The following is a 21,440-nucleotide window of genomic DNA, read 5'->3' on the forward strand; positions in this document are numbered from 1 at the left end:
ATGTCGGGCCGCCAACACTTACATCTAGAGTAACGATGCCACGCCGGGCGTCATTGCTTGCGCCGCGCGCGCTGCGTATCTTGGTGCCATTCCTTGCATCAAGCACACCGGAGACGCGATGCCGAACCCAGCCACGGACCGACAGTGGGACACCCGCCGCAGCGAAAAGCGCCGCCGCATGGCGCGCGGCGCCGCCTTTGCCAGCGGCCGGGTCGTGCCCACGGCCGACATCGTCCCATTCCTCGAAGCCATCACCGCGCCGGGCGACCGCGTGGTGCTGGAGGGCAACAACCAGAAGCAGGCCGACTTCCTCTCGCGCTCGCTGGCCGAGGTAGACCCGGCCAAGGTGCACGGCTTGCACATGATCATCCCGAGCGTGAGCCGGGTGGAGCATCTCGACCTGTTCGAGCGCGGCATCGCCAGGAAACTGGACTTTGCCTATGCCGGCGCACAGAGCCTGCGCATCTCGCAGTTCCTGGAAGATGGCCAACTGGAGGTCGGCGCCATCCACACCTACATCGAGCTGTACGCGCGGCTCTATGTGGACCTGACGCCCAACATCGTGCTGATCGCCGGCTACAAGGCGGACCGCGACGGCAACCTCTACACCGGTGCCAGCACCGAGGACACGCCCGCGCTGGTGGAGGCCGCCACCTTCCGCGACGGCATCGTGGTGGCCCAGGTCAACGAGATCGTGGATGACCCCGCCGGGCTGCCGCGCGTGGATATCCCCGGTTCCTGGATCGACTACGTGGTGCAGGCCGACAAGCCCTTTTTCTGCGAGCCCCTGTTCACGCGCGACCCGCGCCTGATCAAGCCGGTGCATGTGCTGATGGCCATGATGGCGATCCGCGGCGTGTACGAGCGCCACCAGGTGCAGTCGCTCAACCATGGCATCGGCTTCAATACCGCTGCCATCGAACTGATCCTGCCGACCTATGGCGAGTCGCTCGGCCTCAAGGGCAAGATCTGCAAGTACTGGACGCTCAACCCCCACCCCACGCTGATCCCCGCCATCGAGTCGGGCTGGGTGGAGAGCGTGCACAGCTTTGGCAGCGAGCTCGGCATGGAGAACTATGTGGCCGCGCGCCCGGATGTGTTCTTCACCGGCGCGGATGGATCGATGCGCTCCAACCGCGCCTTCTGCCAGCTTGCCGGCCAGTACGCGGTGGACCTGTTCATCGGCTCCACGCTGCAGATCGACGGCGACGGCCACTCCTCCACGGTCACGCGCGGGCGCCTGTCCGGCTTTGGCGGCGCGCCCAACATGGGCCACAACCCGGGCGGCCGGCGCCATCCCACACCAGCGTGGCTCGACCTGATCGAGACCGACGACCCGCTCGCGCGCGGCCGCAAGCTGGTGGTGCAGATGGTGGAGACCTTCCAGGCAGGCGGCAAGCCGACCTTTGTCGAATCGCTCGATGCGGTGCAGGTGGCCAAGGACAGCGGCATGCCGCTGGCGCCGGTGATGATCTACGGCGACGACGTCACGCACGTGCTGACCGAGGAAGGCATCGCCTATCTCTACAAGGCACGCTCGCTGGAGGAGCGCCGCGCCATGCTGGCGGCCGTGGCCGGGGTGACGCCGATCGGCCTGCGCCACGACACCAGCACCACGCGCCGCATGCGCAGCGATGGCCTGATCGCGCTGCCCGAAGACCTCGGCGTGCAGCGCAGCCAGGCTACGCGCTCGCTGCTGGCGGCCAAGAGCATGGCCGACCTGGTCGACTGGTCCGGCGGGCTGTATGAGCCGCCGGCACGCTTCCGGAGCTGGTGATGGCAAGCCTCGCGTTACCTGCCGGGCACCGTGACGATGCCTTCAACCCCGCCGCCATCGCGCTGGCCGATCTCGCCGTCAATGCCCTGATCGACGAGGCCGCGCTGTCGCCCAAGCCGGGGCTGGTGGATGGCCGCGGCAATGGCGCCCACGCCGACCTCAACCTGGACCTGATGCGCGTCTCGGCGCGCGCGCTGCATCCCGCCTTTGCCGAGATGGCGGCGGCGGGCATGCGCGCGGCGCAGCCCAGCGTGGCGTTGCGCGAGCGGCTCGGCGCGCTGGGCCGCGAAGCGGAGGCCGCGATGATGCGCGCCACCGGCGGCATCAACACGCATCGCGGCGCGATCTGGAGCCTGGGACTGCTGGTTGGCGCGGCGGGCTTGCACCGGCATGGACATGGCGCGCATGGCATAGCCCGCACCGCCGGCGCCATCGCACGCTTGCCCGACCGGCACCGTCCCGCGCGCACGGGCAACAAGGGCGAACGGGCCTGCATCAACTACGGCGTCGCCGGCGCGCGCGGCCAGGCGCAGGCGGGCTTCCCGCATGTGCTGCGCGCTGGCCTGCCAGAGCTGATTCGCAGCCGGGCGCGCGGCGACGCCGAGCCCAGCGCGCGCGTCAATGCGCTGCTGGCGATCATGCAGCGGCTCGACGATACCTGCGTGCTGGCCCGCGCCGGCCGCGAAGGCCTGGCGCTAATGCAGGACGGCGCGGGCCAGGTGCTGGCAGCCGGCGGCATCGGCACGCTGGCCGGACGCCGCCTGCTGCGCCGGCTCGAAGGCGGCATGCTCGCCTGCAACGCCTCTCCCGGCGGCGCAGCGGACCTGCTCGCCGCCACTTTCTTCCTGGACCGGCTGCCACCCGCAGCGCGGCCGGCCAAAGCCCCCGTGCAAGGAGACAAATAATGGAACAGCTCCAGTTCGAATATCCCGCCGGCGCGCCGGCAAGCCAGCGCGTGCTGGTCGGCGTGGTCGGCTCCGGCGATCTCGAAGTCATGGTCGAGCCCGGCACGGCCGGTACCACGCTGGTTCACGTCACCACCTCGGTGGACGGCTACGGAAAGGTCTGGGACGCGCAGCTCTCGCGCGTGTTCAGCACCGAGCCGCGCGCGGCCATGCGCATCCACATCCATGATTTCGGCGCCACGCCGGGGGTAGTGGGCATGCGGCTGGCGGAGGCCTTCGAAGCCCTCGATCAACCGGAGCAACCATGAACCACGCATCGCTGCTGAACCGCGAGAGCTTTGTCGAACTCGGCGCGCGCGCCCGCGTGCATGCGCTGCTCGATCCCGGCACCTTGCGCGAACTCGCCGGCCCCTTCGACCAGCTGGTCTCGCCGTGGCTGGAACGCCAGGGCGTGGTGCCGCAGGCGGATGACGGCGTGGTGGTGGCCAAGGGCCGCATCGACGGCCATCCTGCCGTGGTCCTCGCCATCGAAGGCGCGTTCCAGGGCGGCAGCCTGGGCGAAGTGGGCGGCGCCAAGATCGCCGGGGCGCTGGAGCTGGCGGCGCAGGACAACCGGCGCGGCGTGCCCACGCGCGCAGTGATCCTGTTCGAGACCGGCGGCGTGCGGCTGCAGGAGGCCAACCTGGGACTGGCGGCCATCGCCGAGATCCACGCGGGCATTGTCGACCTGCGCCGCTACCAGCCGGTGGTTGGCGTGATCGCCGGCACCGTGGGCTGCTTCGGCGGCATGTCCATCGCGGCCGGCCTGTGCAGCTGCCTGGTGGTGACGCGCGAGGCTCGCCTCGGCCTGAATGGGCCGGCGGTGATCGAGCAAGAAGCGGGCGTGGCCGAATACGATTCGCGTGACCGGCCCTTTATCTGGAGCTTTACCGGCGGCGAGCAACGCATTGCCACGGGCCTGGCGGATCGCTACGTGGAGGACGACACCGAAGCCATCCGCGCCACGGTGCGCGAGGCCCTGGCGCAGGGCGTGCCGGCCGTGCACCGCAGCGAGCGCTACGCGCATTACCTGCAACGCCTGGCCGAATACGATCCGGCACGCCAGCCGGAGCCGCAAACCGTCCGCACCATCTACGCACACGGAGCAAAGCCATGAGTTCAGCAAACACCCAGGGCCGCGGCGAGGCCTGGCTCGCGGCGCTGACGCGCAACGCCCCGCGCCGCCCCGGCTATCCCGCCACCGTGCAGGTGGCCGACGCCGAACTGGCCGGCCAGCCGGCGCGCTTTATCGCCGTGGTGCCCGACGCCGGCAACACCTTCCCGCGCGTGCGCGACGGCGAGGTCGGCCTGCTCGAAGGCTGGTCGCTGGCGCGCGCCGTGCACGAGATCGTGCTGGCCGACCGCGACGGCGCCATCAAGCGGCCCATCGTGGCCATCGTCGATACGCCCAGCCAGGCCTACGGACGGCGCGAGGAAGCCTTCGGCATTCATCAGTCGCTGGCGGGCGCGGCCGACGCCTACGCCACGGCGCGGCTGCAAGGGCATCCGGTGATCGCGCTGCTGGTCGGGCGCGCCATGTCGGGCGCCTTCCTCGCGCACGGATACCAGGCCAACCGCCTGATCGCGCTGAGTGATGCCGGCGTGCAGGTACACGCCATGGGCAAGCAGGCCGCCGCGCGCATCACCATGCGCAGCGTGGAGGACCTGGAGAGCTTTGCCGCCACCGTGCCGCCGATGGCGTATGACATTGGCAACTACGCCACGCTGGGCCTGCTGTGGAAGCGGGTCGGCGTCAACCACGCGGCGCAGCCCGACGCGGCCGATCTCGATACCGTGCATGGCGCGCTGCAAGCCGCGCTGGCTGATATCCAGGCGGATCCGCAACGGGATCTGCGCAGCCGCCTGGGTGGAGAAAACCGCCAGGCTTCCAGCCGTGTGCGCGAAGTGCTCGCGCAGCAGTGGCAGGACTGAACCATTGCACGACCGGCGCATGAGATGACCACAAGCACGCTCCTGCCGCATGACCTGCTGTGGCTCGCGGACGCACCGGGCTTCGCCCGTGCCAATGCGCTGCCGCAGTGGGCAAGTGCCGACTGGCTCGCGCAAGCCCCGCTGGTGGTGCGGCGCGATGGCGCCATCGAAGGCCGCATCCCGGTCGGGCTGCGCGGCACCACGCGCGCGCAGCGCCACGCGGCGTGGCTGCCCGCCGCGCAGGTAGCGCGCGTGGTCACGCCGGGCATGCTCGCGCGGCAGGCACGCTGGCGGGATCATCCGCGCCGCGCCGCGTTGCCTGCGCTTGCCGCGCTGGCGCGCATCGCGCCAGCGCTGGATGCTGCGCAGGTGGACTGGGGCGTGACCGGCGGTGTCGGCTTTACGCTGGCCAGCGGCATCGACGTGCTGCATGCGGGCAGCGACCTGGACCTGCTGGTTACGGCGGGCAGGCCGCTTTCGGCCGGCCTGGCCCGCACTCTGGCTGCCTTGCTCGACGATGCGCAAGCGCGCATCGACATCCAGGTGGCCACCCCGTTTGGCGCGTTCGCGCTGCGCGAGCGCGTGCGCACCGGCGGCCGCGTGTTGCTCAAAACGGCGACTGGCCCTGTCATGAGCCAGGACCCTTGGCAGCCGCAGCCATGAGCACACTATTCACCTTTCCGGGGCAAGGCGCCCAGCGCCCCGGCATGCTGCATGCGCTGCCCGACCACCCTGCCGTGCGCACTACTGTAAGCGAGACCAGCGAAGTGCTCGGGCGCGATGTGCTGGCGCTGGACAGCGCGGCCGAACTAGCGTCCACCGTGGCCGTGCAGTTGTGCCTGTTGACCGCTGGCGTGGCGATGGCGCGCTGCCTGCTTGCCGAAGGCGCCAAACCCGATGCCGTGGCCGGCCTGTCGATCGGCGCCTTCCCGGCGGCGGTCTGCGCAGGCGTGCTGGACCATGCCGATGCGGTCAGGCTGGTGGCGCAGCGCGCAAAGCTGATGGAGCAAGCGTATCCGAGCGGCTATGGCATGACGGCGATCCTCGGCATGGAGCTGGGCCCGCTGGAGCGCATCATCGCGCAGGTACACGGACCGGCGTCGCCGGTCTACCTGGCCAATCTCAATGCGCCCGCCCAATTCGTGATTGCCGGCGCCGCGACGGCCATGGCACGCGTTGCGGAACTGGCGCTGGACAATGGCGCGCACGCGGCCAAACCCATTGCCATCAGCGTGCCCTCGCACTGCGCTCTGCTCGACGGCGCGGCAATCGAGCTCGCTCGCGCGTTCGAGGGTGTGCGCATCAACCGGCCGCGCCTGCGCTACTTCAGCGCTAGCGCGGCACGCGAGTTGCGCGAACCGGCGCGCATCGCCGCCGACCTGGCGCGCAACCTTGCCGTGCCGGTGCGCTGGCATGAGGCCATGCTGCTGGCGCGCGAATGCGGCGTGCGCCTGGCGGTGGAAATGCCGCCCGGCAATGTGCTGACGCGGCTGGCCGCGCCGCTGCAGCCGGACGGCATCGCCGTGGCCTGCGCCGACACGCGCATCGACAGCGTGGTGGCGCTCACGGCGCGTGAAGCGCTGCGGGCGTCGTCCTGAACCGGGCCATCAGCCCAGCGGCAACGCCGTGCTGTACAGGACCTGCTTGAGCGCAAAGCTGGAGCGGATGCTGGACACGCCGGGAATGCGCGTGATCTGGTCGATGATCAGCCGCTCCAGCGCTTCCACATCGGCCACCACCACGCGCAGCAGATAGTCTGCATCGCCCGACATCAGGTAGCACTCCATCACCTGCGGCAGGGTGGTGATGCGCCGCTCGAAGGCATCCAGGGTTTCGCGGCGCTGCTTGTCCAGCGAGATCTGGATAAACACCACCACCTTCAGCCCGAGCCGGCGCGCGTCCAGCAGCGTGACACGGCGCGAGATCACGCCTTGCTTTTCCAGCTGCTTGACCCGCGCCAGGCAGGGCGAGGGGGACAGGCTGACGCGGCTGGCCAGTTCCACGTTGGTCAGGCTGGCGTCTCGCTGCAGCTCGTTGAGGATCCGGATATCCGTGGCGTCCAGGTCGATGTCCAGCACGTTGCACTCCTGTTTTTTTATATGACAGCATTCTATGCCGCAACGACACGCATTTGCAGCCGCTTTCGGTTTTTGCTGCGGCGCAATAAACCGTAGACTTTCCAGCATCCCCCTCCCATCTCATGGCGGCGGGACAACCTGGTCAAAGAATCGAGTCGAAGCATGCAAGTACAACAAGGATGGCGCCGGTTTATTCCCCTCGCCTGCGCCGTGGCGATCTGGGGCGGCAACTGGCCGGTCATGAAGCTGGGCCTGACCCACGTCAGCCCGCTCTGGTTTGCCGCAGCGCGCTTCGTCTCGGCCGCCGCCATCAGCTTCCTGGTGCTGGGTGCATTTCGCCGGCTGCGCGTGCCCACGCGGCAGGAATGGCCGCTGGTGATCGGTGTGGGCCTGCTGCAGATGGCGGCCTTCACCGCGCTGGCGCTGTGGGCGCTGCAGTACGTGCCGCCGGGGCGGGCCTCGGTGATCGCCTATGCCACCTCGGTGTGGGTGATTCCGCTGTCGTCGCTGGTGCTCAAGGAGCGGCTGTCGCGCCCACAGTGGATCGCCACCGGCCTGAGCTATGCCGGCATCGCGCTGATGATCGCCCCGACCGTGCGGGACTGGCAGTTGCATACCGCCGTGGGCCTGGTGATGCTGCTCGGCGCGTCGCTGGCCTGGTCGCTCAGCATCATCCAGCTGCGCGCCAACCGCACGGTGCGCCTGGGCGCGGACATGATCCCGTGGGAAACCGCCGTGGCCTCGGTGCCGCTGGTGGTGCTGGCACTGCTGCGTGACGGCGCGCCCCACTTCCTCTCGGTGCCGGAGATCTGGCCGCTGCTGTTCTACACCGGACCGCTGGCCACCGCACTGACCTTTATCGTGGTGCTCAACATGACGCAGGCCTTGCCGCCTGCAGCCACCTCGATCGCCATGCTGTGCGTGCCGCTGATCGGGCTGGTGGTCTCGGCGGTGGCGTTCCAGGAGCGGATCTCGGCGGATCTGTCGGCCGGGCTGGCGCTGATCGCGTTGGGGGTGGCAACGTCGGCGCTGGCGCCGTGGCTGGGACGGCGGCTGCAGTGGCGCGGCGCCTGATGCTTTGGAAATTAAGCATCAAACGTTACAAGAAGACACAGTTGTATTACCCCGCTAATACCTGACATCGGCGCGCCGGCTTACAGTGGAGCCAATCACTAACCGGAGCCACCCGTGCGGAAAACTGCCACCCTTTGCGTCATTGCTGCTGTTGCAGGCCTTGCATCCAGCGCCGCATTCGCGCGCGTGGATGTGGACATCGGCATCGGCATGCCCGGCCCGGTGTTTGTCGCGCCGGCTCCCGTCTACCAGCCAGCCCCCGTGTACCGGGCCGCGCCAGTCTATGAACCGGCCCCGGTGTATGTGCAGCCCCAGCCGGTGGTAGTGACAGGCCCGGGTTACTATGGCCCCGGCTACTACGGCCCCGGTATGCGCGAGCGCGCCTGGCGCGAACGTGAATGGCGTGAACACGAGTGGCGTGAACGCGATCGGCGCGAGCGTGATTGGCACGAACACGACCATGACCGCGACCGCGAATGGCGCCGTTGATGGCGCGGACGTGGCTCCTCCTGCTGGTCGTGGTGCTCCTGCGGCCAGCGGCTATGAGATCGAGGCCAGAGGCAGGTTCAGCAGCAGATTCTGCGGCTTCACCTTGAGGATCCCGGCCTCGTTCATCGCCGCCGCCAGGTAGACGGGCCGGCCAGCCACATCCGGGCGCACCACGGATGGATCGGCAAAATCCAGCCGGAACAGCGACAAGATGCGCCGCTGCCGCTGCGGCTCCAGTTCCACGCCGCGATACAGGTCATTGAGCAACAGCGTGGCCTGCGCGTCCAGCCCGATATGCCAGGCCCACTGCCGGTCCTCGATCGCGGAGAGCGGCATCACCGTCACCTCCACCCCGAAGAAATGCCGCACCCAACGCGCGAGCACGCGGCTGAACGCAGCCAGCGCCGCGCTGCCGCTGGCGAAGCGGATCACCGTGTCGTGGCGCTCGCTGCGTCCCCAGTAAGCCTGCGCGTTATCGCGATCCAGCACATCCAGTTCCACCTTGCGCGCCGGGACCTGCGCTTCGGCCAGCATGCGGCCTAGCTCGCCGTAGACACTGCCCGACGCGTGCAGCTCGACGGTGTCGGCATCGGCCAGCATCACCCCGCCTTCCTGCAGCGAGACCTTCTGCGCGCGGGAGAACAACTCCGCGGCGCGCCACTCCATCGGATCCGGCTTGTCACTGTCATGCAGGATGCCGTGCACGATCAGGTGCGCAAGCTGGTCGATAAAGACCGGCGGCACCCTGACGTTGCCCTCGCGGAAAATATCCAGATAGGCCGCCTCGATGGTCGGCGCGGCAAGCAGGCGCTCGCGCATGGCCAGCACCACGGCGTAGTTGTCGCGGGCATCGGGGTCTTGCAAGGCGGCAAGCTCGCTGGCCGGCACGGCCCGCCGTGGCTCGGCGATCAACGCAGCATGCAGCGCTCGCTCGGCGTCGCAAGATTCGTCCACCGGTGCTACCTCCGGGCGGCGCCACCACATCCGCAGCAGGTGGTCGCTGGCCAGCAGCTGGCCGTCACCGTCGCGCGCAGCGGAGTCGAAGCCGGAATGGGGCCAGCGGGCGGGGATGGATTCAACCATGGTGGGTTAGCAAACAAGGGGAGCCTCAGTATCCCATAGGCCGCGGCAGCGAGCCCCTTGCGCCTTGGCAGAAAAGAACCAGTTTCCTGGCGCGCGGCCATTGCGCGGCTCGCTTGGGAGAACCCGCACAGACCGCACTTGATTGCCGAGCGCAATACTCCGACCAGAGTATGTACGCTGCAAACCGCCCGCGCAGATACTCTCCCTCCTGCACAATTCACGGGGCGAACCATGCACTTCAGCGCCAGGGCTGACGCCAATCACGCACGGCAACACCCGTCCCAGCGCGGACAGTCACGCCACTTTGCCGACATTGATCAGTTGCTGGGCCCGCGAGAACAACGCTACTTCGGATCCGGATTCAAGCGCGTCCAGTATCGCGTGATAGCGCCCTGCACCGACATCGCAGCGCTGCCATGCCAGGGCAAGGTTGCGGTCATCTATCCTCAGGACTGGTCCAGGAAGTCCACCGGCGCTACGGCGCCGCCGCATCTCTCGACAGTGGACGCAACCCATCTGGGCGCGGTGCTCTCCGAGTGGGCGGTAGCTCAGCGATTCTCGACAAGTCCGTCCGAGCCTGAAGTGCTGATCAATCGCTGTGAGATTCGCAGTGGAAATGCACCCGATGAACAGCTCGACGCCCTGCCTTATGCCATCCATCGCATTGTCACCGAGCCGCTCAAGGATCGCCGCTCGCTCTACCGCTTTTCCACGCGGATTGAACTGCAGCTTGGCGGCATGGAACTGGCGGTGACCCTGACCCACAACGGGCAGCCGCGCAACGATGCGACACACGTCGACAACACCGGAATGCTCGAACACGATGCGCCGCAATCGGTAGCCGGCAGGCTGGCGATCGGCGGCGTCTACGGGATCGATCTGCACCATCTCATGCTCAGTCCCGACGACGGCCATGCCATCGCGGAGACCATCTTCAGTGCCCCTACATCCGTCTACCGAACGCTTTCCAATGTGGAGTTCGTATTGGCTTGCGCCCAGATGGCGCAAGCCGTCATCTACCAGAAAGACAGGATTTCACGAACCCGGAGCAATACGCTCTGGATGCGGGATTTCATTATCAGCACCGCCGTGCCCTGCAAGGTCCGCCGCCAGCAATTGATCGAGCTGCACACGTTGAGCCACAAGCGCAGGCGCGCGAATGGATGCAATTGGTCCGTCTTCCGCTTCCTATGCCAGCTTGGCACAATGACCGCCACCTTCACATTCGCCCACCACCTCCCCGCGACGGAAGAAGATGCCCCGCCTGCGAGCAGGGACTGACATGCGCATCGTGATCTCCGGCACTTACTCCACCGGCAAGTCGACCACGACCGATGCCCTGGGTTACCTGACCGGCATTCCCCGCACCAATGCCCGCACCATGCGCGAAATCATGCCGGAAGCGCTACCGGGCAAGGTGCTTGAGCAGTGCAGCATTCCCGAACTGATGGAACTCTGCCTGTGGCGGTTCAAGGAGCGTGTCGTGTCCGAGCACCTGTGCGGAGACACCTACATTTCGGACGGCTCCTGCCTGCACGAGTGGATCTATGCCCGAGGCCGCCTGATCGCGGGGATCAATCCCGCCAATGGGCCACTAACCCGTGGCCTGCGCAAGCTACTGGGCTTGCGCTATCGCCCCACGCATGAACACATCTTTGAGCGACTCATGCACGCGGTGGAGGCGCACGCCCGCGCCTCGTATGAGGAGGTGATCCACCTGCCGATCGAGTTCCCGATGACCGACGACGGCCATCGCCCCGTCTCGGAAGCGTTTCGCCGCATGACGGAGCGCATGTTGCTGGAGAGGTTGCAGGCGCTTGGCATTCCCTGCCGCGTGGTGGGCGGATCGATCGAACAGAGACTCGCGCAAATTACAGCGCTCTATGGATGGCCGCACCTATGCAGCATCCCCGACGCCATCGCCATGGCCCGCGCCAACGCGGCACGCATCGAGCAGGAGAGCAACGCCCGCCATCAGTCGTTCCGTGAAGGCATGGACTGGCGCCATCGCCTGGTGCGCGGATTGAGCACCTTGTAGAGCATTCACAACGCCCAGCGGGCCGAGGCCGAGTCTTCTGCCTTCCAGTTTCCCACCGCCAACAACGCAAAAAGGAGTTCCCCATGCCCAGGATTGCCATCGTCTATCAAAGTAACGCAGGCCACACCGCCGTGCTCGCCCATGCGGTCCAAGTGGGCGCGCAGTCGATCGCCAACACAACCACAAGCCTCATTCCTGTCTCTGAGGTGAACAGCCGCTGGAGCGAACTCGACCAGGCCGACGCAATCATCTTTGGCGCCCCCACGTTCATGGGGAACGTCCCTGCCGACTTCAAGCGATTCATGGATGACTCCTCCGTCGTCTGGGCGTCGCAGGGCTGGCGTAACAAGCTTGCGGCCGGGTTCACTTGCTCGGCATGCTGGAGCGGGGACAAGCTGAACACCCTGATGCAAATGACGATCTTTGCCGCGCAACACGCCATGATCTGGGTACCGCTGGGTACGATGCCCGGCTATCACACCAGCCAGGGAACCCCGCGGGACCTGAACCGGGTCGGCGGCTTCCTGGGCGCCATGGCCCAGGCCAATGCGGACGAATCGCCCGATGTCGCTCCGCCGCAATGCGATCGCGATACGGCTCAGGCACTGGGCAAGCAAGTCGCCGAAATTGCCACCCGGTTCATCTACGGCACGCGCTGATTGAGCGCGGGCCAAGTTCGAGAATTATCCGCTTGACCCGAGGACATGCCCGGACGATGATTTCCGGGTACTTCGGCGCCGGCACCAGCGGTTGTGGCATGCGCCTCCATAACGATCGGCGGACACGACACATCGCTCACCCGGCGCGCGCTCCGTCCCTACCCATCCAACCCACCGTGCGCATCCAATGCGCAAGGGCAGGTGCTTAAGGAGCGACAACGATGGACATGCATGCGTCTGCGCTTTATGTGAAAGCACCTTCCAGCCGTGGCCGGGAGATTCAGCAGTCCATGCGGTCCGCCGCGATTGCGGATCCGGATAGCTTCCTGCACTGGTCACGCACCTGGCTCAATGAACTGATCCCGCACCAGATGTCCGCATTCGGCCTGACCACCAAACATACCTTGGGGGTCAGGCCACTCGAAACGTTCACCTTTCGCGTGCCGGAGGCCTACCTGCAACAGGTTACGCGTAGCCCAGGCGTGGGCTGCCCGGTTTTTTCGCACTGGATCCTGGCGCGCACTCCTCAGTTTTTCTGCCCGGACATGGCCGGCGAGAACGTGGCATTGGCGTCGTTATTCAAGCAATACGCGCTTGGCAATCTTTTTCTCCACGGGCACGTCGATGCGGACCGCGGGCTGGCGTCTTATTTCGCGCTGTTCGGCGTGGATACGGCGCGCCGCGCTCACCACGAGCACCATGCCGAGGCGGTTGCCCTCGGGGTCCACGAAGCTCTCGTCAAGATCCATCATCTCAGAGGGAGCGGCAATCCCGCGAGCGCGGCCGTACGATCCCTCACCAAAGCGGAGCAAGCGGTCTTCCATTGGCTCCGCCAAGGCAAGACCAACTGGGAAATCGCACGTATCCTCAACAAGAGCGAGTGGACGGTGAAGACCCAGGTTCAACACATCCTGCGCAAACTGGATGCCAGGAACCGGCAGGTGGCGATATCCCGCTAAGTGGCCGTTTCATGAAGCGAAGCGGTTCTGGCTAAGCGCCCTGGCTGGACATTACCGCCTGCCGCAAACGCGCCACGCCTTCCACGATCTGCGTATCGGACGCGGTGGCGAACGATAGCCGCAGCGCGGCCGAGCGCTGTCCGTCCACGCCAAAGCTGGCGCCCGGCACATACATCACGCGCGCCGCGATGGCGTGCGGCAGCAGGCTGGCCGCGTCGGCCACGCCGTCGATCTCGCACCACAGGAACATGCCGCCTTGCGGGGTTTCGCAGCGCAGCGCGGAACCGAACGCATCGGCCAGGGCCTGCACCATCAGGTCGCGCTTGTGGCGGTAAAGGTCGATGATGCGCGCGGTCTGGCGGGGCAGCAGGCCGTCCGCCAGGCAGCTTGCCATGGCGAGCTGCAGCCACGGCGAGGTACACAGATCGCAGACTTGCTTGGCGATCACCGCGCGCCGCAGGATTTCGGCGGGCCCGGCCATCCAGCCTAGGCGCAGCCCGGGCGCCATGGTCTTGGAGAAGCTGCCGAGATAGATCACCCACGGTGTCAGCGCGGGCTCCTGCGCGGCCAGAGACAGCAGCGAGGGCAGCGGCTCGCCGTCAAAGCGCAGGCTGCCGTAGGGATCGTCTTCCACCACCACGATGCGGTGCTGCGCGGCGAGCGCGAGCACGGCGCGGCGGCGCGCCAGCGCCAGCGTGCGCCCGCTCGGGTTGGCGAAGGTGGGCACCAGGTAGAGCAGGCGCGGCCGTTCGGCGTCGGGGCAATCCGCCAGCATGGTGGCAAGGGCCTGCACGCACAGCCCGTCCTGGTCGGAAGGGATGGCGCGCACGGCGGCGCCGGCGAGCCGCAGCGCCTGCACGGCGGCGGGATAGGTCGGCGTTTCCACCCACACCGGCGTGCCCGGCGCGACAAAGGCCTGCACCAGCAGGTCGAAGCCTTGCTGCGAGCCCGAAGTCACTACGACCTGCTCGGGCGGCAACGGCGCGCCGCGCTCCGCCATCAGCGCGGACAATGCCTGGCGCAGCGCGGGCATGCCCTCGGTCGGCCCATACTGCAGGCATTGCGCGGGATTGGTGGCCATGACCTTGGACGCGGCATCCTGCAGCGCGGTGGCATCGAAGCTGGCCGGCGAGGGATAGCCACCCGCGAACGAGATCATGTCCGGCAGGCTCATGTAGGGAAACAGCTCGCGGATGGGCGAGCCTTGCGGCTCCCGCATGGCCGGCGCGAACGCGTAAGGATGGACTGGCGTGCTCATGAGAGGCTCGGTGTGGGATCAGTCGATCGGTCGATCAGTCGATCAATCGACGGTGGCGCCGGAGAGCTTGACGATCTCGCCCCACTTGCGGCGATCGTTGCGCACCAGTTCGGCGAACGCTTCCGGCGAGTTCGGCGCCAGCTCGGCGCCCTGCTCGCGCAGCTTGGCCTGGATGGCGGGATCGCTGGTGGCGCGTGCCAGGTCGCGGCTGATCTTCTGCGCAATCGCGGCGGGCAGGCCCTTGGGCGCAAACAGGCCGAACCACGGGCTGGCGTCGAAGCCTTCGACCGGCCCGGCCGCTGCCACGGTGGGCACATTGGGCAGCGCCGCCGAACGAGCTGCGGAGGTAACCGCCAGCGCCTTGAGCTTGCCGGCACGGACGAACTGGATCGATGCGGGCAAGTTATCGAACATCACGTCGACGCTGCCGCCCATCAGGTCGGCCAGCGCCGGGCTGCTGCCCTTGTAGGCAACGTGGCTCATCTGCGTACCGGTCATGCGCTGGAACAGCTCGCCCGCCAGATGGGTCGACGTGCCGTTGCCGGCCGAGGCCATGTTGACCTTGGCGGGATTGGCCTTGAGGTAGGCGATGAACTCCGCCAGCGTGGTCACGCGGGCGCGCTCGGCAAATGCCGGCGAGATCACCACCACGTTGGGCACCTTGGCCACCAGCGAAACGGGCACGAAGTCCGCCGCGGCGTCGTAGGGCAGCTTCTTGTACAGCGTGGGATTGATGCCGAACTCGCCGACCGAGCCCATCAGCAGCGTGTAGCCATCCGCCGGCGACTTGGCCGCCACGCCGGTGCCAACGATGCCGCCGGCGCCAGGACGGTTGTCCACCAGCACCGGCTGCTTCCACATCACGGTAAGCTGGTCGCCGATCATGCGCGCCACCATGTCGGTGGTGCCGCCGGCCGGATACGGCACGATGATGCGGACCGGCTTGTTGGGGAAGTCGTCCGCATTGGCCGTGGCCGCGGTCACGGCCAGCAAACCCATTGAAATGCCGCAATGGCCGATGATGCGAAGCAGTCGATTCATGCCGGTCTCCTCGTTTCCTTATTGGTTGTGATGTCCCGTCTCTGGTCTCTTGGGGGGCGGGGAACGCCGGAAGGCCTATAGGCAACATTCCGGGAGTTCGGCATTTTTAGTCATCAACTTTTTTACATCAAGCGAGATTTACGCATAGGATGATGACTTTCATGCATCAAACTGGGGTGCCAGTGAGATGCCCAAGTCAACCGCCCCCTGCCACTCGCCCCATGAGCGCCTCCCGCATTCCCAGCCTCAGCAGCCTGCGCGCCTTCGAAGCCGCCGCCCGACACCAGAACCTGCGCCGGGCCGCGGCGGAACTCTGCCTGAGCGAGAGCGCCGTCTCGCGCCAGATCGCCACACTGGAAAGCCAGCTCGGCGTGGCGCTGTTCCACCGCGCCAACCAGCGTGTCAGCCTGACGCCGGCCGGATCGCTCTACGGCTACCAGGTACGGGAAAGCCTGCAAAAGCTGCAGCGCGACACGCTGGACATCATGGCGCACGAGGGCGCGGGCGGTATCGTGGAACTGGCCTGCGTGCCGACCCTGGCCGTGGAATGGCTGATCCCCCGCTTGCCGGCGTTCTACGCGCAGCATCCACAGGTGGTGGTCAACTTCAGCGCGCAAGCGGATGTGTTCCTGTTCGACGGCACGCCGTACGACGCTGCCATCCACTACGGCGAAGCCAACTATCCGGGCGGCCGCGCCGACCCGCTGTTCGATGAAGAATCGGTGCCGATCTGCCATCCTGAGCTGTTTGCCGGCGAAGGGCCGGTCAGCGCCCAGCGCATCGCGCAGGCGCCCTTGCTGCACCTGTCGACGCGCCGGCTGGACTGGAAGAACTGGATGGAGGCGGCCGGTGTGGGCGACGTCAACGCCATGCGCGGCACGCGCTATGACCACCACAGCATGGTGATCAGCGCCGCCCGCGCCAAGCTGGGCGTGGGCCTGGTGCCGCGCTTCCTGGTGGAGGAGTACCTGGCGCTGGGCCTGCTGGTGATGCCGGTGGCGCAGGCCATGCGCTCGCAGCGCGCCTACTACCTGGTGGCGCCGGACTCGCGGCCAATGAGCGATGCGATGTCGCGCCTGCGGACCTGGCTGCTGGCGGCGGCGCAGGATTTTGCCGCGCGGCAGGCCTCGGGGCGGGCCCCGGGGCTTGCACAGGACGTTTAATCAGAAAATTTGAATATCGAATACGATACAGGGACCCTTATCGATCCCGTACCAGATCTATCCTTTGTCACATGGAGACGGAACATGTTCTCCCAATTTCAACAAGGCAGATAGATCATGAGAATTACCACCGCCCGCCTGTTCCTCGCTGCCGCCATCGCCGGCACCGCCCTGCTCTCCCTGAACTCCGCCTTTGCCGCGGACGCTCGCGGCACCCACGCCGGCGACAACTACGGCTACGTGCACCGCTCGGCCGACGCCTATACCGATGGCGCGCGCAAGGTCGACGCGTTCAGCGACGGCGCCCGCACGGTCAAGCACGACTATCCGTTCGGTTTCTCCGTGTGAGCATCAAGCAAGCGCTGCACGGAAAGCACAGACAGCACAGACTGCACAGACAGCAGGAACGCATCATGACCGTCAAAGACACCGCCCTGATCCTCGCCGGATGGATCGCCGCCTGCCTGGGCAGCGGCTACCTCGTGAGCTTCGCCGCGCAGGCGCTGCAGCGTTAGGACTGACACGCTTGCGCGCCTGGGCGGTTAAGCGCTTGCAAGGCAAGCGCCGCGCATTTGGCATGATTCCGGTTGAATCCGCACCGTGCATCTGCCACAAGCCTGCTCCCGCCTGCTACCGCCCACTTAGCCCTTCACGTTGGCAGCCTCCAGCACTTCGGCCAGCTTGCGCCCGGCGTCCAGCGCCGCCGGAAAGCCACAGTACACCGCGCTGTGCACCACCAGTTCACGCAATTCCAGCGGCGTCACGCCATTGGCCAGGGCGCCGCGCAGATGGCCGGTCAGTTCCTGCGGCCGGTTGAGCGCGATCAGCATCGATACCGTGGCCAGGCTGCGCTGCTTGCGGTCCAGGCCGTCACGCGTCCACACCGTGCCCCAGGCGAACTCCGTCACCAGTTGCTGCAGGCCGACATCGCCCTGCTGTTGCGCGGCGTCGAACGCGCGCTGCACGTGTTGTTCTCCCATGACTTCCGAACGTACCTGCCGGCCGGCTTCGAAGGCCGGCGTTTGCGCGTAGGCGGCGGGATCTTGCCTGGCTTGCGTCATCTTGCTATCTCCTGTGATTGCATGGGTCATTGGGCAGGCACGCCGCGTCCTGGCGGATACGCGGCGCCTGCGGCCTACGGCGTTGCCCCTTACTTGAACGGTGTCTGCAGGATGCCCATCACGGTACGGATGCCATCGCGGTAATTGCCCAACCGCATGTTCTCGTCGTAGCTGTGCTGGTTATTGTCCGCATTGACCAGCGGCACGATCACGAACGGCGCCTGCAGCGCCTGCACCGCCGCGCCGGTCGGCACGGTGCCACCCATCATTCGGATCTGCACCGGCGCTTTGCCGTAGGACTGTTGCATAGCCTGAGTGAGCCACCGGCTGATCGGCGCCGACAGGTCCGTGCGCGCGGCGGAGCTGGAGGCCGAGACCTCGCCCGCGGTGACCGAAGCAAGCTTGGGATAGCGCGCGCGGTCGTCGTCGGTAGGCTCGCCCTTGACCAGGTGGTAGCCCTGTTTTTCCACGTGCTGCCTGACGAGGCCGAACAGGGATTGCGGGCTGGTCTCCGGCACGGTGCGGATATCGATTTCGGCCACCGCCACTTCCGGAATGATGGTGCGGGCCTTCTCGCCCACGTCGCCGGCGGCCATGCCGCGCACGTTCAGCGTGGGGTACTGCATGGCCTCCTGGTAGTTGGCGCCAACGCGCTCGGCGCGCGCGATGCCCAGGCGGCGGCGCAGCGCGGCCTCGTCGTCTGGCACGGCGGCCATGATGCGGCGCGCGCGTTCATCGATCTTTACCGGCTTGTAGTAACCGGCAATGGTGACGCGGCCGTCGTCGTCCTTCATGGTGGCGAGCAGGTTTGCCAGCCGCTGCGCGGGGTTGGCGGCATAGTTGCCGTAGTGGCCGCTGTGCAGGCCCTGGCTGGCGCCGAATACCTTGAGCTGCACCAGCAGCACGCCGCGGTTGCCGAAGATCAGCGTGGGCTGGTTGCTCTGGTGCATGGGGCCATCGAAGATCACCATGCCGTCATTGCGCAGCAGCGCCAGGTTGTCCGCGATCACCTTGCCCAGCGACGGCGAGCCCTTCTCCTCCTCGGAATCCAGCAGCACCTTGATATCGACCGCCGGGTCCACCCCGGCGGCCTTGAGCGCATCCATGGCGGCCAGGAACATCACGATGGGGCCCTTGTCGTCGGACGACGAACGCCCGAACACGCGCCATTCGGGATCGACCTGGCCGGCGTAGAGTTTGTCCAGCGGCAGCGTTTCCCACTTGCCATCGGCGCTGCGCGCCTTGAGCGTAGCCTCCCACGGGCTGGGCTGCGCCCATTGCGACGGCGTTACCGACTGGCCGTCGAAATGCATGTAGAACAGCACGGTCTTACGCGGGCCAGCGCTTTGCTGCGTGCTGGCGGGGTATTCGGCGTAGACCATCGGCTTGCCGTTATTGGGCAGCTCGCGCGCCTGGAAGCCACGCCGGGCGAAGGCCTTGACCAGCCAGTCCGCGTTCTTCTGGATATCCGCCGGCACGGTGGCGTCGTTGGGCAGCGCCAGCAACTCGACCCATTCGCGGTAACTGCGCGCCGCGGCCTGATCGGCGTGCTGCTGCAGCTGCACGCCGTCGAGCGTGGCGGCGTGCGCGCCAGCGGCCAGCAGCATGGCGCCGAGGGCGCTGCACACGGTCGCGCGGACAGCGCTGCGCAAGGGGGACTGGAAGGTATGGGAATGGGTATGCAGGGGGGCGCAATGCGGCGCGCTGCCAGGCGCGCGGGCAAGGGAACGTAGTCTCATGGCTCTTGTTGGATAGGAAAGTGCATGGCGACGGATACGACGGGCGGGCCGCGAGACAGCCGCGCGGCCCGCACCCGGCAGTCTGAACCGCTACATGCAACTTGTCCACGCACGGCGCCCCTGGCGGCGCGCCTTCATCGGGCCCGGCAGCGCGCAGGCACCTTCAGGGACCCTGCTCATCGGGCGACCGGGAAAAGCCCTCCTCGCGGCGCGCAATGGCACTGGCCAGCCCGAATTCCATGGCAAAAAGCAGGATCAGCGCGAGCATGGCCAGCGCGCCGATCGCCAACCGATAGTAGATCCACATGGCGGCAAGCCGGAACATCCGACAGAGTTGTCCTATCTGCAGCGTAGATTTCCCCGCATCAAAAAGGCGCTGAGATGCCACGGCACGGTGCAAAAAAACCGTCAAAACGGGAAATTGGAAGGCTCATGGAAGGTGCCGGCGATTGCGCCCGGACTTGATCTGGATCCAGGCAAGGTTGCCCGCAGGGTGCCATGATGACAGTAGTGACCGCCCCCGAGCCACCCGGCGGGGGCCGCCATGCCGACAACGATCACAGCCACTATAGGAGATAGCCGCCATGACCAACATCGTGCTCGCCACCGACGGTTCGCCCTTTTCCGACGCAGCCGCTCGCTTTATCGCCGAAGGCAAACTGCTGCAAAGCGGCTTTACCGTGCATGTGGTCCATGTGACGCCCGATGTCACCGGACAGGTACGCGCCTTCGTCAGCAAGGAAACCATCGACGCCTGGCATCAGGAAGAAAGCGGTAAGGCCATGCAGTCCGTGGCCGACATCCTCGGCGCCGCGGGCATCGCCTTCGAGCAACATGCGCTGCACGGCTTTGCGCCGGAGCGCATCGTCGCCTACGCCGCCAGCGTGGACGCACGCGGCATCGTCATGGGCACGCACGGCCGCGGCTCGTTCTTCGATGCGGTGATTGGTTCGGTGGCGGGACGGGTGCTGGCGCACGCCCCGTGCCCGGTCGTCCTGGTCAAGGCCCCGGGCAAGAAGTAAGGCAGCCGGCCTGGGCTGGCCGGCGCCGGGTCAGACCGGCCAGAGCGGCGGCTCGTCCATCAGCGCGACCTGCTCGCGCAGCTCGAGGATGCGGTCCTGCCAGTAGCGGGCAGTCCCAAACCACGGGAATGCCGCCGGAAAGGCCGGATCGCGCCAGCGGCTGGCCAGCCAGGCGCTGTAATGCAGCAGGCGCAGCGTGCGCAGCGCCTCGATCAGGTAAAGCTCACGCGGCTGGAATTCCGCGAAATCCTCATAGCCGGCCAGGATGTCGGCCATCTGGCCCTGCTGGGCGGCGCGGTCGCCTTCCAGCAGCATCCACAGATCCTGCACCGCCGGCCCCATGCGGCTATCGTCGAAATCGACAAAGTGCGGCCCGGGTGGGCGCGAACCCGCATGCGACTCCTCGATCCACAGCACATTGCCGCGATGGCAATCGCCATGCAGGCGCAACTGCGCGACATCGCCCGCGCGCTCGAAGCAGCGGCGAGCGCCATCCACGGCGAGGTCGGCAACCGCCTGCCAAGCCGGGCGCAGTTCCAGGGGAATACAGTCTTGCGCCAGCAGCCAGTCGCGCGGGGCCACCCCGAAGGTGTCCACGTCGATGGTGGGGCGTGCCTGGTAAGGATGCGTGGCGCCGAGCGCATGGATGCGGCCGATGAAACGGCCAAGCCAGGTCAGCGTATCGGCACGATCCAGCTCCGGTTCGCGCCCCCCGCAGCGGGGAAACACCGCGAAGCGAAAACCCGCATGCGCCAGCAGCGTGGCGCCGTCGCGCGCGATGGCCGGCACCGCCGGAATCTCGGCGTCGGCCAGTTGCCGCACGAAAGCATGCTCTTCCAGGATGGCGGCGTCGCTCCAGCGGCCGGGGCGGTAGAACTTGACCACCACCGGCGCGCTGCCTTCGATCCCCACCTGCCAGACCCGGTTCTCATAGCTATTGAGCGCCAGCAGGCGGCCATCCGGCTCGAACCCGGCGGCCTCCATGGCATCCAGCATCAGGTCCGGCGTGAGGCTGGCGTAGGGCACGCCATCGCCATCGATGGGCGTGCCGCCGTCGCCGGGCACCTGAAGGTCAAACCCTGAACTGGACATTGCGCGTGGCAGCCGTTGGGGAACGTTATGG

Annotated in this window: 24 protein-coding genes; 17 read left to right on the plus strand and 7 right to left on the minus strand. The window is 67.1% G+C overall.

Annotation, left to right across the window (positions count from 1 at the left end; translation table 11 throughout):
- Window positions 1-118 precede the first annotated feature (118 nt).
- Genes mdcA through mdcH form a run of 7 tightly spaced genes read left to right on the plus strand, consistent with a single transcriptional unit; the run spans window position 119 to window position 6,251 of the window.
- Entirely contained in the window at window positions 119-1,777 is a 1,659-nt protein-coding gene (gene mdcA / locus AC1Q7Q_RS38860; protein WP_183034496.1) for a malonate decarboxylase subunit alpha, read from the plus strand.
- Window positions 1,777-2,682, plus strand: a complete 906-nt coding sequence (locus AC1Q7Q_RS38865) for a triphosphoribosyl-dephospho-CoA synthase (protein WP_492373778.1) — start codon at window positions 1,777-1,779, stop codon at window positions 2,680-2,682. The genes mdcA and AC1Q7Q_RS38865 overlap by 1 nt, the downstream gene beginning before the upstream one ends.
- A complete protein-coding gene (locus tag AC1Q7Q_RS38870) occupies window positions 2,682-2,990 on the plus strand; it encodes a malonate decarboxylase subunit delta (RefSeq protein WP_492373777.1) in 309 nt (102 codons plus the stop codon). The genes AC1Q7Q_RS38865 and AC1Q7Q_RS38870 overlap by 1 nt, the downstream gene beginning before the upstream one ends.
- The gene (locus tag AC1Q7Q_RS38875; RefSeq protein WP_477134436.1) at window positions 2,987-3,838 is read left to right on the plus strand and encodes a biotin-independent malonate decarboxylase subunit beta; all 852 of its coding nucleotides are present in this window, start codon (window positions 2,987-2,989) and stop codon (window positions 3,836-3,838) included. The genes AC1Q7Q_RS38870 and AC1Q7Q_RS38875 overlap by 4 nt, the downstream gene beginning before the upstream one ends.
- A complete protein-coding gene (gene mdcE / locus AC1Q7Q_RS38880; protein WP_492373776.1) occupies window positions 3,835-4,653 on the plus strand; it encodes a biotin-independent malonate decarboxylase subunit gamma in 819 nt (272 codons plus the stop codon). The genes AC1Q7Q_RS38875 and mdcE overlap by 4 nt, the downstream gene beginning before the upstream one ends.
- 24 nt (window positions 4,654-4,677) lie before the next feature.
- Window positions 4,678-5,316 carry a malonate decarboxylase holo-ACP synthase gene (locus tag AC1Q7Q_RS38885; protein ID WP_492373775.1) on the plus strand — a complete coding sequence of 213 codons (639 nt, stop codon included), beginning with the start codon at window positions 4,678-4,680 and terminating at the stop codon, window positions 5,314-5,316.
- Window positions 5,313-6,251 (plus strand): malonate decarboxylase subunit epsilon, encoded by a 939-nt coding sequence (gene mdcH / locus AC1Q7Q_RS38890; protein ID WP_492373774.1) that lies wholly within the window; start codon window positions 5,313-5,315, stop codon window positions 6,249-6,251. The genes AC1Q7Q_RS38885 and mdcH overlap by 4 nt, the downstream gene beginning before the upstream one ends.
- 9 nt (window positions 6,252-6,260) lie before the next feature.
- Here mdcH and AC1Q7Q_RS38895 read toward each other — a convergent pair whose 3' ends face one another.
- Window positions 6,261-6,731, minus strand: coding sequence for an Lrp/AsnC family transcriptional regulator (locus AC1Q7Q_RS38895; protein ID WP_006158020.1), 471 nt, complete (start codon window positions 6,729-6,731; stop codon window positions 6,261-6,263).
- Window positions 6,732-6,893: 162 nt separating this feature from the next.
- Here AC1Q7Q_RS38895 and AC1Q7Q_RS38900 point away from each other — a divergent pair, with 162 nt between their 5' ends.
- Together AC1Q7Q_RS38900 and AC1Q7Q_RS38905 are read left to right on the plus strand one after the other, a co-directional pair.
- Window positions 6,894-7,805, plus strand: coding sequence for a DMT family transporter (locus AC1Q7Q_RS38900; protein ID WP_492373773.1), 912 nt, complete (start codon window positions 6,894-6,896; stop codon window positions 7,803-7,805).
- A 114-nt stretch (window positions 7,806-7,919) separates the two neighbouring features.
- A complete protein-coding gene (locus AC1Q7Q_RS38905; RefSeq protein WP_492373772.1) occupies window positions 7,920-8,294 on the plus strand; it encodes a hypothetical protein in 375 nt (124 codons plus the stop codon).
- A 51-nt stretch (window positions 8,295-8,345) separates the two neighbouring features.
- Here the strand turns inward: AC1Q7Q_RS38905 and AC1Q7Q_RS38910 are convergent, their stop codons facing one another.
- Window positions 8,346-9,377 (minus strand): DUF6352 family protein, encoded by a 1,032-nt coding sequence (locus AC1Q7Q_RS38910; protein WP_492373771.1) that lies wholly within the window; start codon window positions 9,375-9,377, stop codon window positions 8,346-8,348.
- A 231-nt stretch (window positions 9,378-9,608) separates the two neighbouring features.
- On the opposite strand from AC1Q7Q_RS38910, the gene AC1Q7Q_RS38915 reads away from it, so the two are divergent.
- From AC1Q7Q_RS38915 to AC1Q7Q_RS38930, 4 genes are all read left to right on the plus strand, one after another.
- Window positions 9,609-10,658, plus strand: coding sequence for an AvrD family protein (locus AC1Q7Q_RS38915; RefSeq protein WP_492373770.1), 1,050 nt, complete (start codon window positions 9,609-9,611; stop codon window positions 10,656-10,658).
- Between the two features lies 1 nt (window position 10,659).
- Window positions 10,660-11,415, plus strand: a complete 756-nt coding sequence (locus AC1Q7Q_RS38920) for an AAA family ATPase (RefSeq protein WP_492373769.1) — start codon at window positions 10,660-10,662, stop codon at window positions 11,413-11,415.
- 83 nt (window positions 11,416-11,498) lie between these two features.
- Entirely contained in the window at window positions 11,499-12,074 is a 576-nt protein-coding gene (locus AC1Q7Q_RS38925) for a flavodoxin family protein (protein ID WP_492373768.1), read from the plus strand.
- A 221-nt stretch (window positions 12,075-12,295) separates the two neighbouring features.
- Window positions 12,296-13,033, plus strand: coding sequence for a helix-turn-helix transcriptional regulator (locus tag AC1Q7Q_RS38930; RefSeq protein ID WP_492373767.1), 738 nt, complete (start codon window positions 12,296-12,298; stop codon window positions 13,031-13,033).
- Window positions 13,034-13,064: 31 nt separating this feature from the next.
- Here the strand turns inward: AC1Q7Q_RS38930 and AC1Q7Q_RS38935 are convergent, their stop codons facing one another.
- Window positions 13,065-14,291, minus strand: coding sequence for an aminotransferase-like domain-containing protein (locus tag AC1Q7Q_RS38935; protein WP_492373766.1), 1,227 nt, complete (start codon window positions 14,289-14,291; stop codon window positions 13,065-13,067).
- 42 nt (window positions 14,292-14,333) lie between these two features.
- Entirely contained in the window at window positions 14,334-15,290 is a 957-nt protein-coding gene (locus AC1Q7Q_RS38940) for a Bug family tripartite tricarboxylate transporter substrate binding protein (protein ID WP_492373804.1), read from the minus strand.
- 263 nt (window positions 15,291-15,553) lie between these two features.
- Here AC1Q7Q_RS38940 and AC1Q7Q_RS38945 point away from each other — a divergent pair, with 263 nt between their 5' ends.
- On the plus strand, window positions 15,554-16,495 hold the full coding sequence (locus tag AC1Q7Q_RS38945; protein ID WP_492373765.1) for a LysR substrate-binding domain-containing protein: 942 nt from the start codon (window positions 15,554-15,556) through the stop codon (window positions 16,493-16,495).
- A 117-nt stretch (window positions 16,496-16,612) separates the two neighbouring features.
- The gene (locus AC1Q7Q_RS38950) at window positions 16,613-16,843 is read left to right on the plus strand and encodes a hypothetical protein (protein WP_150993073.1); all 231 of its coding nucleotides are present in this window, start codon (window positions 16,613-16,615) and stop codon (window positions 16,841-16,843) included.
- A 293-nt stretch (window positions 16,844-17,136) separates the two neighbouring features.
- On the opposite strand, the gene AC1Q7Q_RS38955 is transcribed toward AC1Q7Q_RS38950, so the two are convergent.
- Window positions 17,137-17,556, minus strand: a complete 420-nt coding sequence (locus AC1Q7Q_RS38955; RefSeq protein WP_492373764.1) for a carboxymuconolactone decarboxylase family protein — start codon at window positions 17,554-17,556, stop codon at window positions 17,137-17,139.
- 89 nt (window positions 17,557-17,645) lie between these two features.
- Complete coding sequence (locus AC1Q7Q_RS38960; RefSeq protein WP_492373803.1) at window positions 17,646-19,163, minus strand: M20/M25/M40 family metallo-hydrolase; 1,518 nt, start codon at window positions 19,161-19,163, stop codon at window positions 17,646-17,648.
- A gap of 226 nt (window positions 19,164-19,389) precedes the next feature.
- Between AC1Q7Q_RS38960 and AC1Q7Q_RS38965 the strand changes: the two genes are divergently transcribed.
- Complete coding sequence (locus AC1Q7Q_RS38965) at window positions 19,390-19,797, plus strand: hypothetical protein (RefSeq protein WP_492373763.1); 408 nt, start codon at window positions 19,390-19,392, stop codon at window positions 19,795-19,797.
- Window positions 19,798-19,879: 82 nt separating this feature from the next.
- Window positions 19,880-20,317 (plus strand): universal stress protein, encoded by a 438-nt coding sequence (locus AC1Q7Q_RS38970; protein WP_183034476.1) that lies wholly within the window; start codon window positions 19,880-19,882, stop codon window positions 20,315-20,317.
- A gap of 30 nt (window positions 20,318-20,347) precedes the next feature.
- Here the strand turns inward: AC1Q7Q_RS38970 and AC1Q7Q_RS38975 are convergent, their stop codons facing one another.
- On the minus strand, window positions 20,348-21,409 hold the full coding sequence (locus tag AC1Q7Q_RS38975; RefSeq protein WP_492373762.1) for a serine/threonine protein kinase: 1,062 nt from the start codon (window positions 21,407-21,409) through the stop codon (window positions 20,348-20,350).
- Between the last annotated feature and the right edge of the window lie 31 nt (window positions 21,410-21,440).

The organism is Cupriavidus sp. GW823-FHT07A04 (assembly GCF_058794615.1).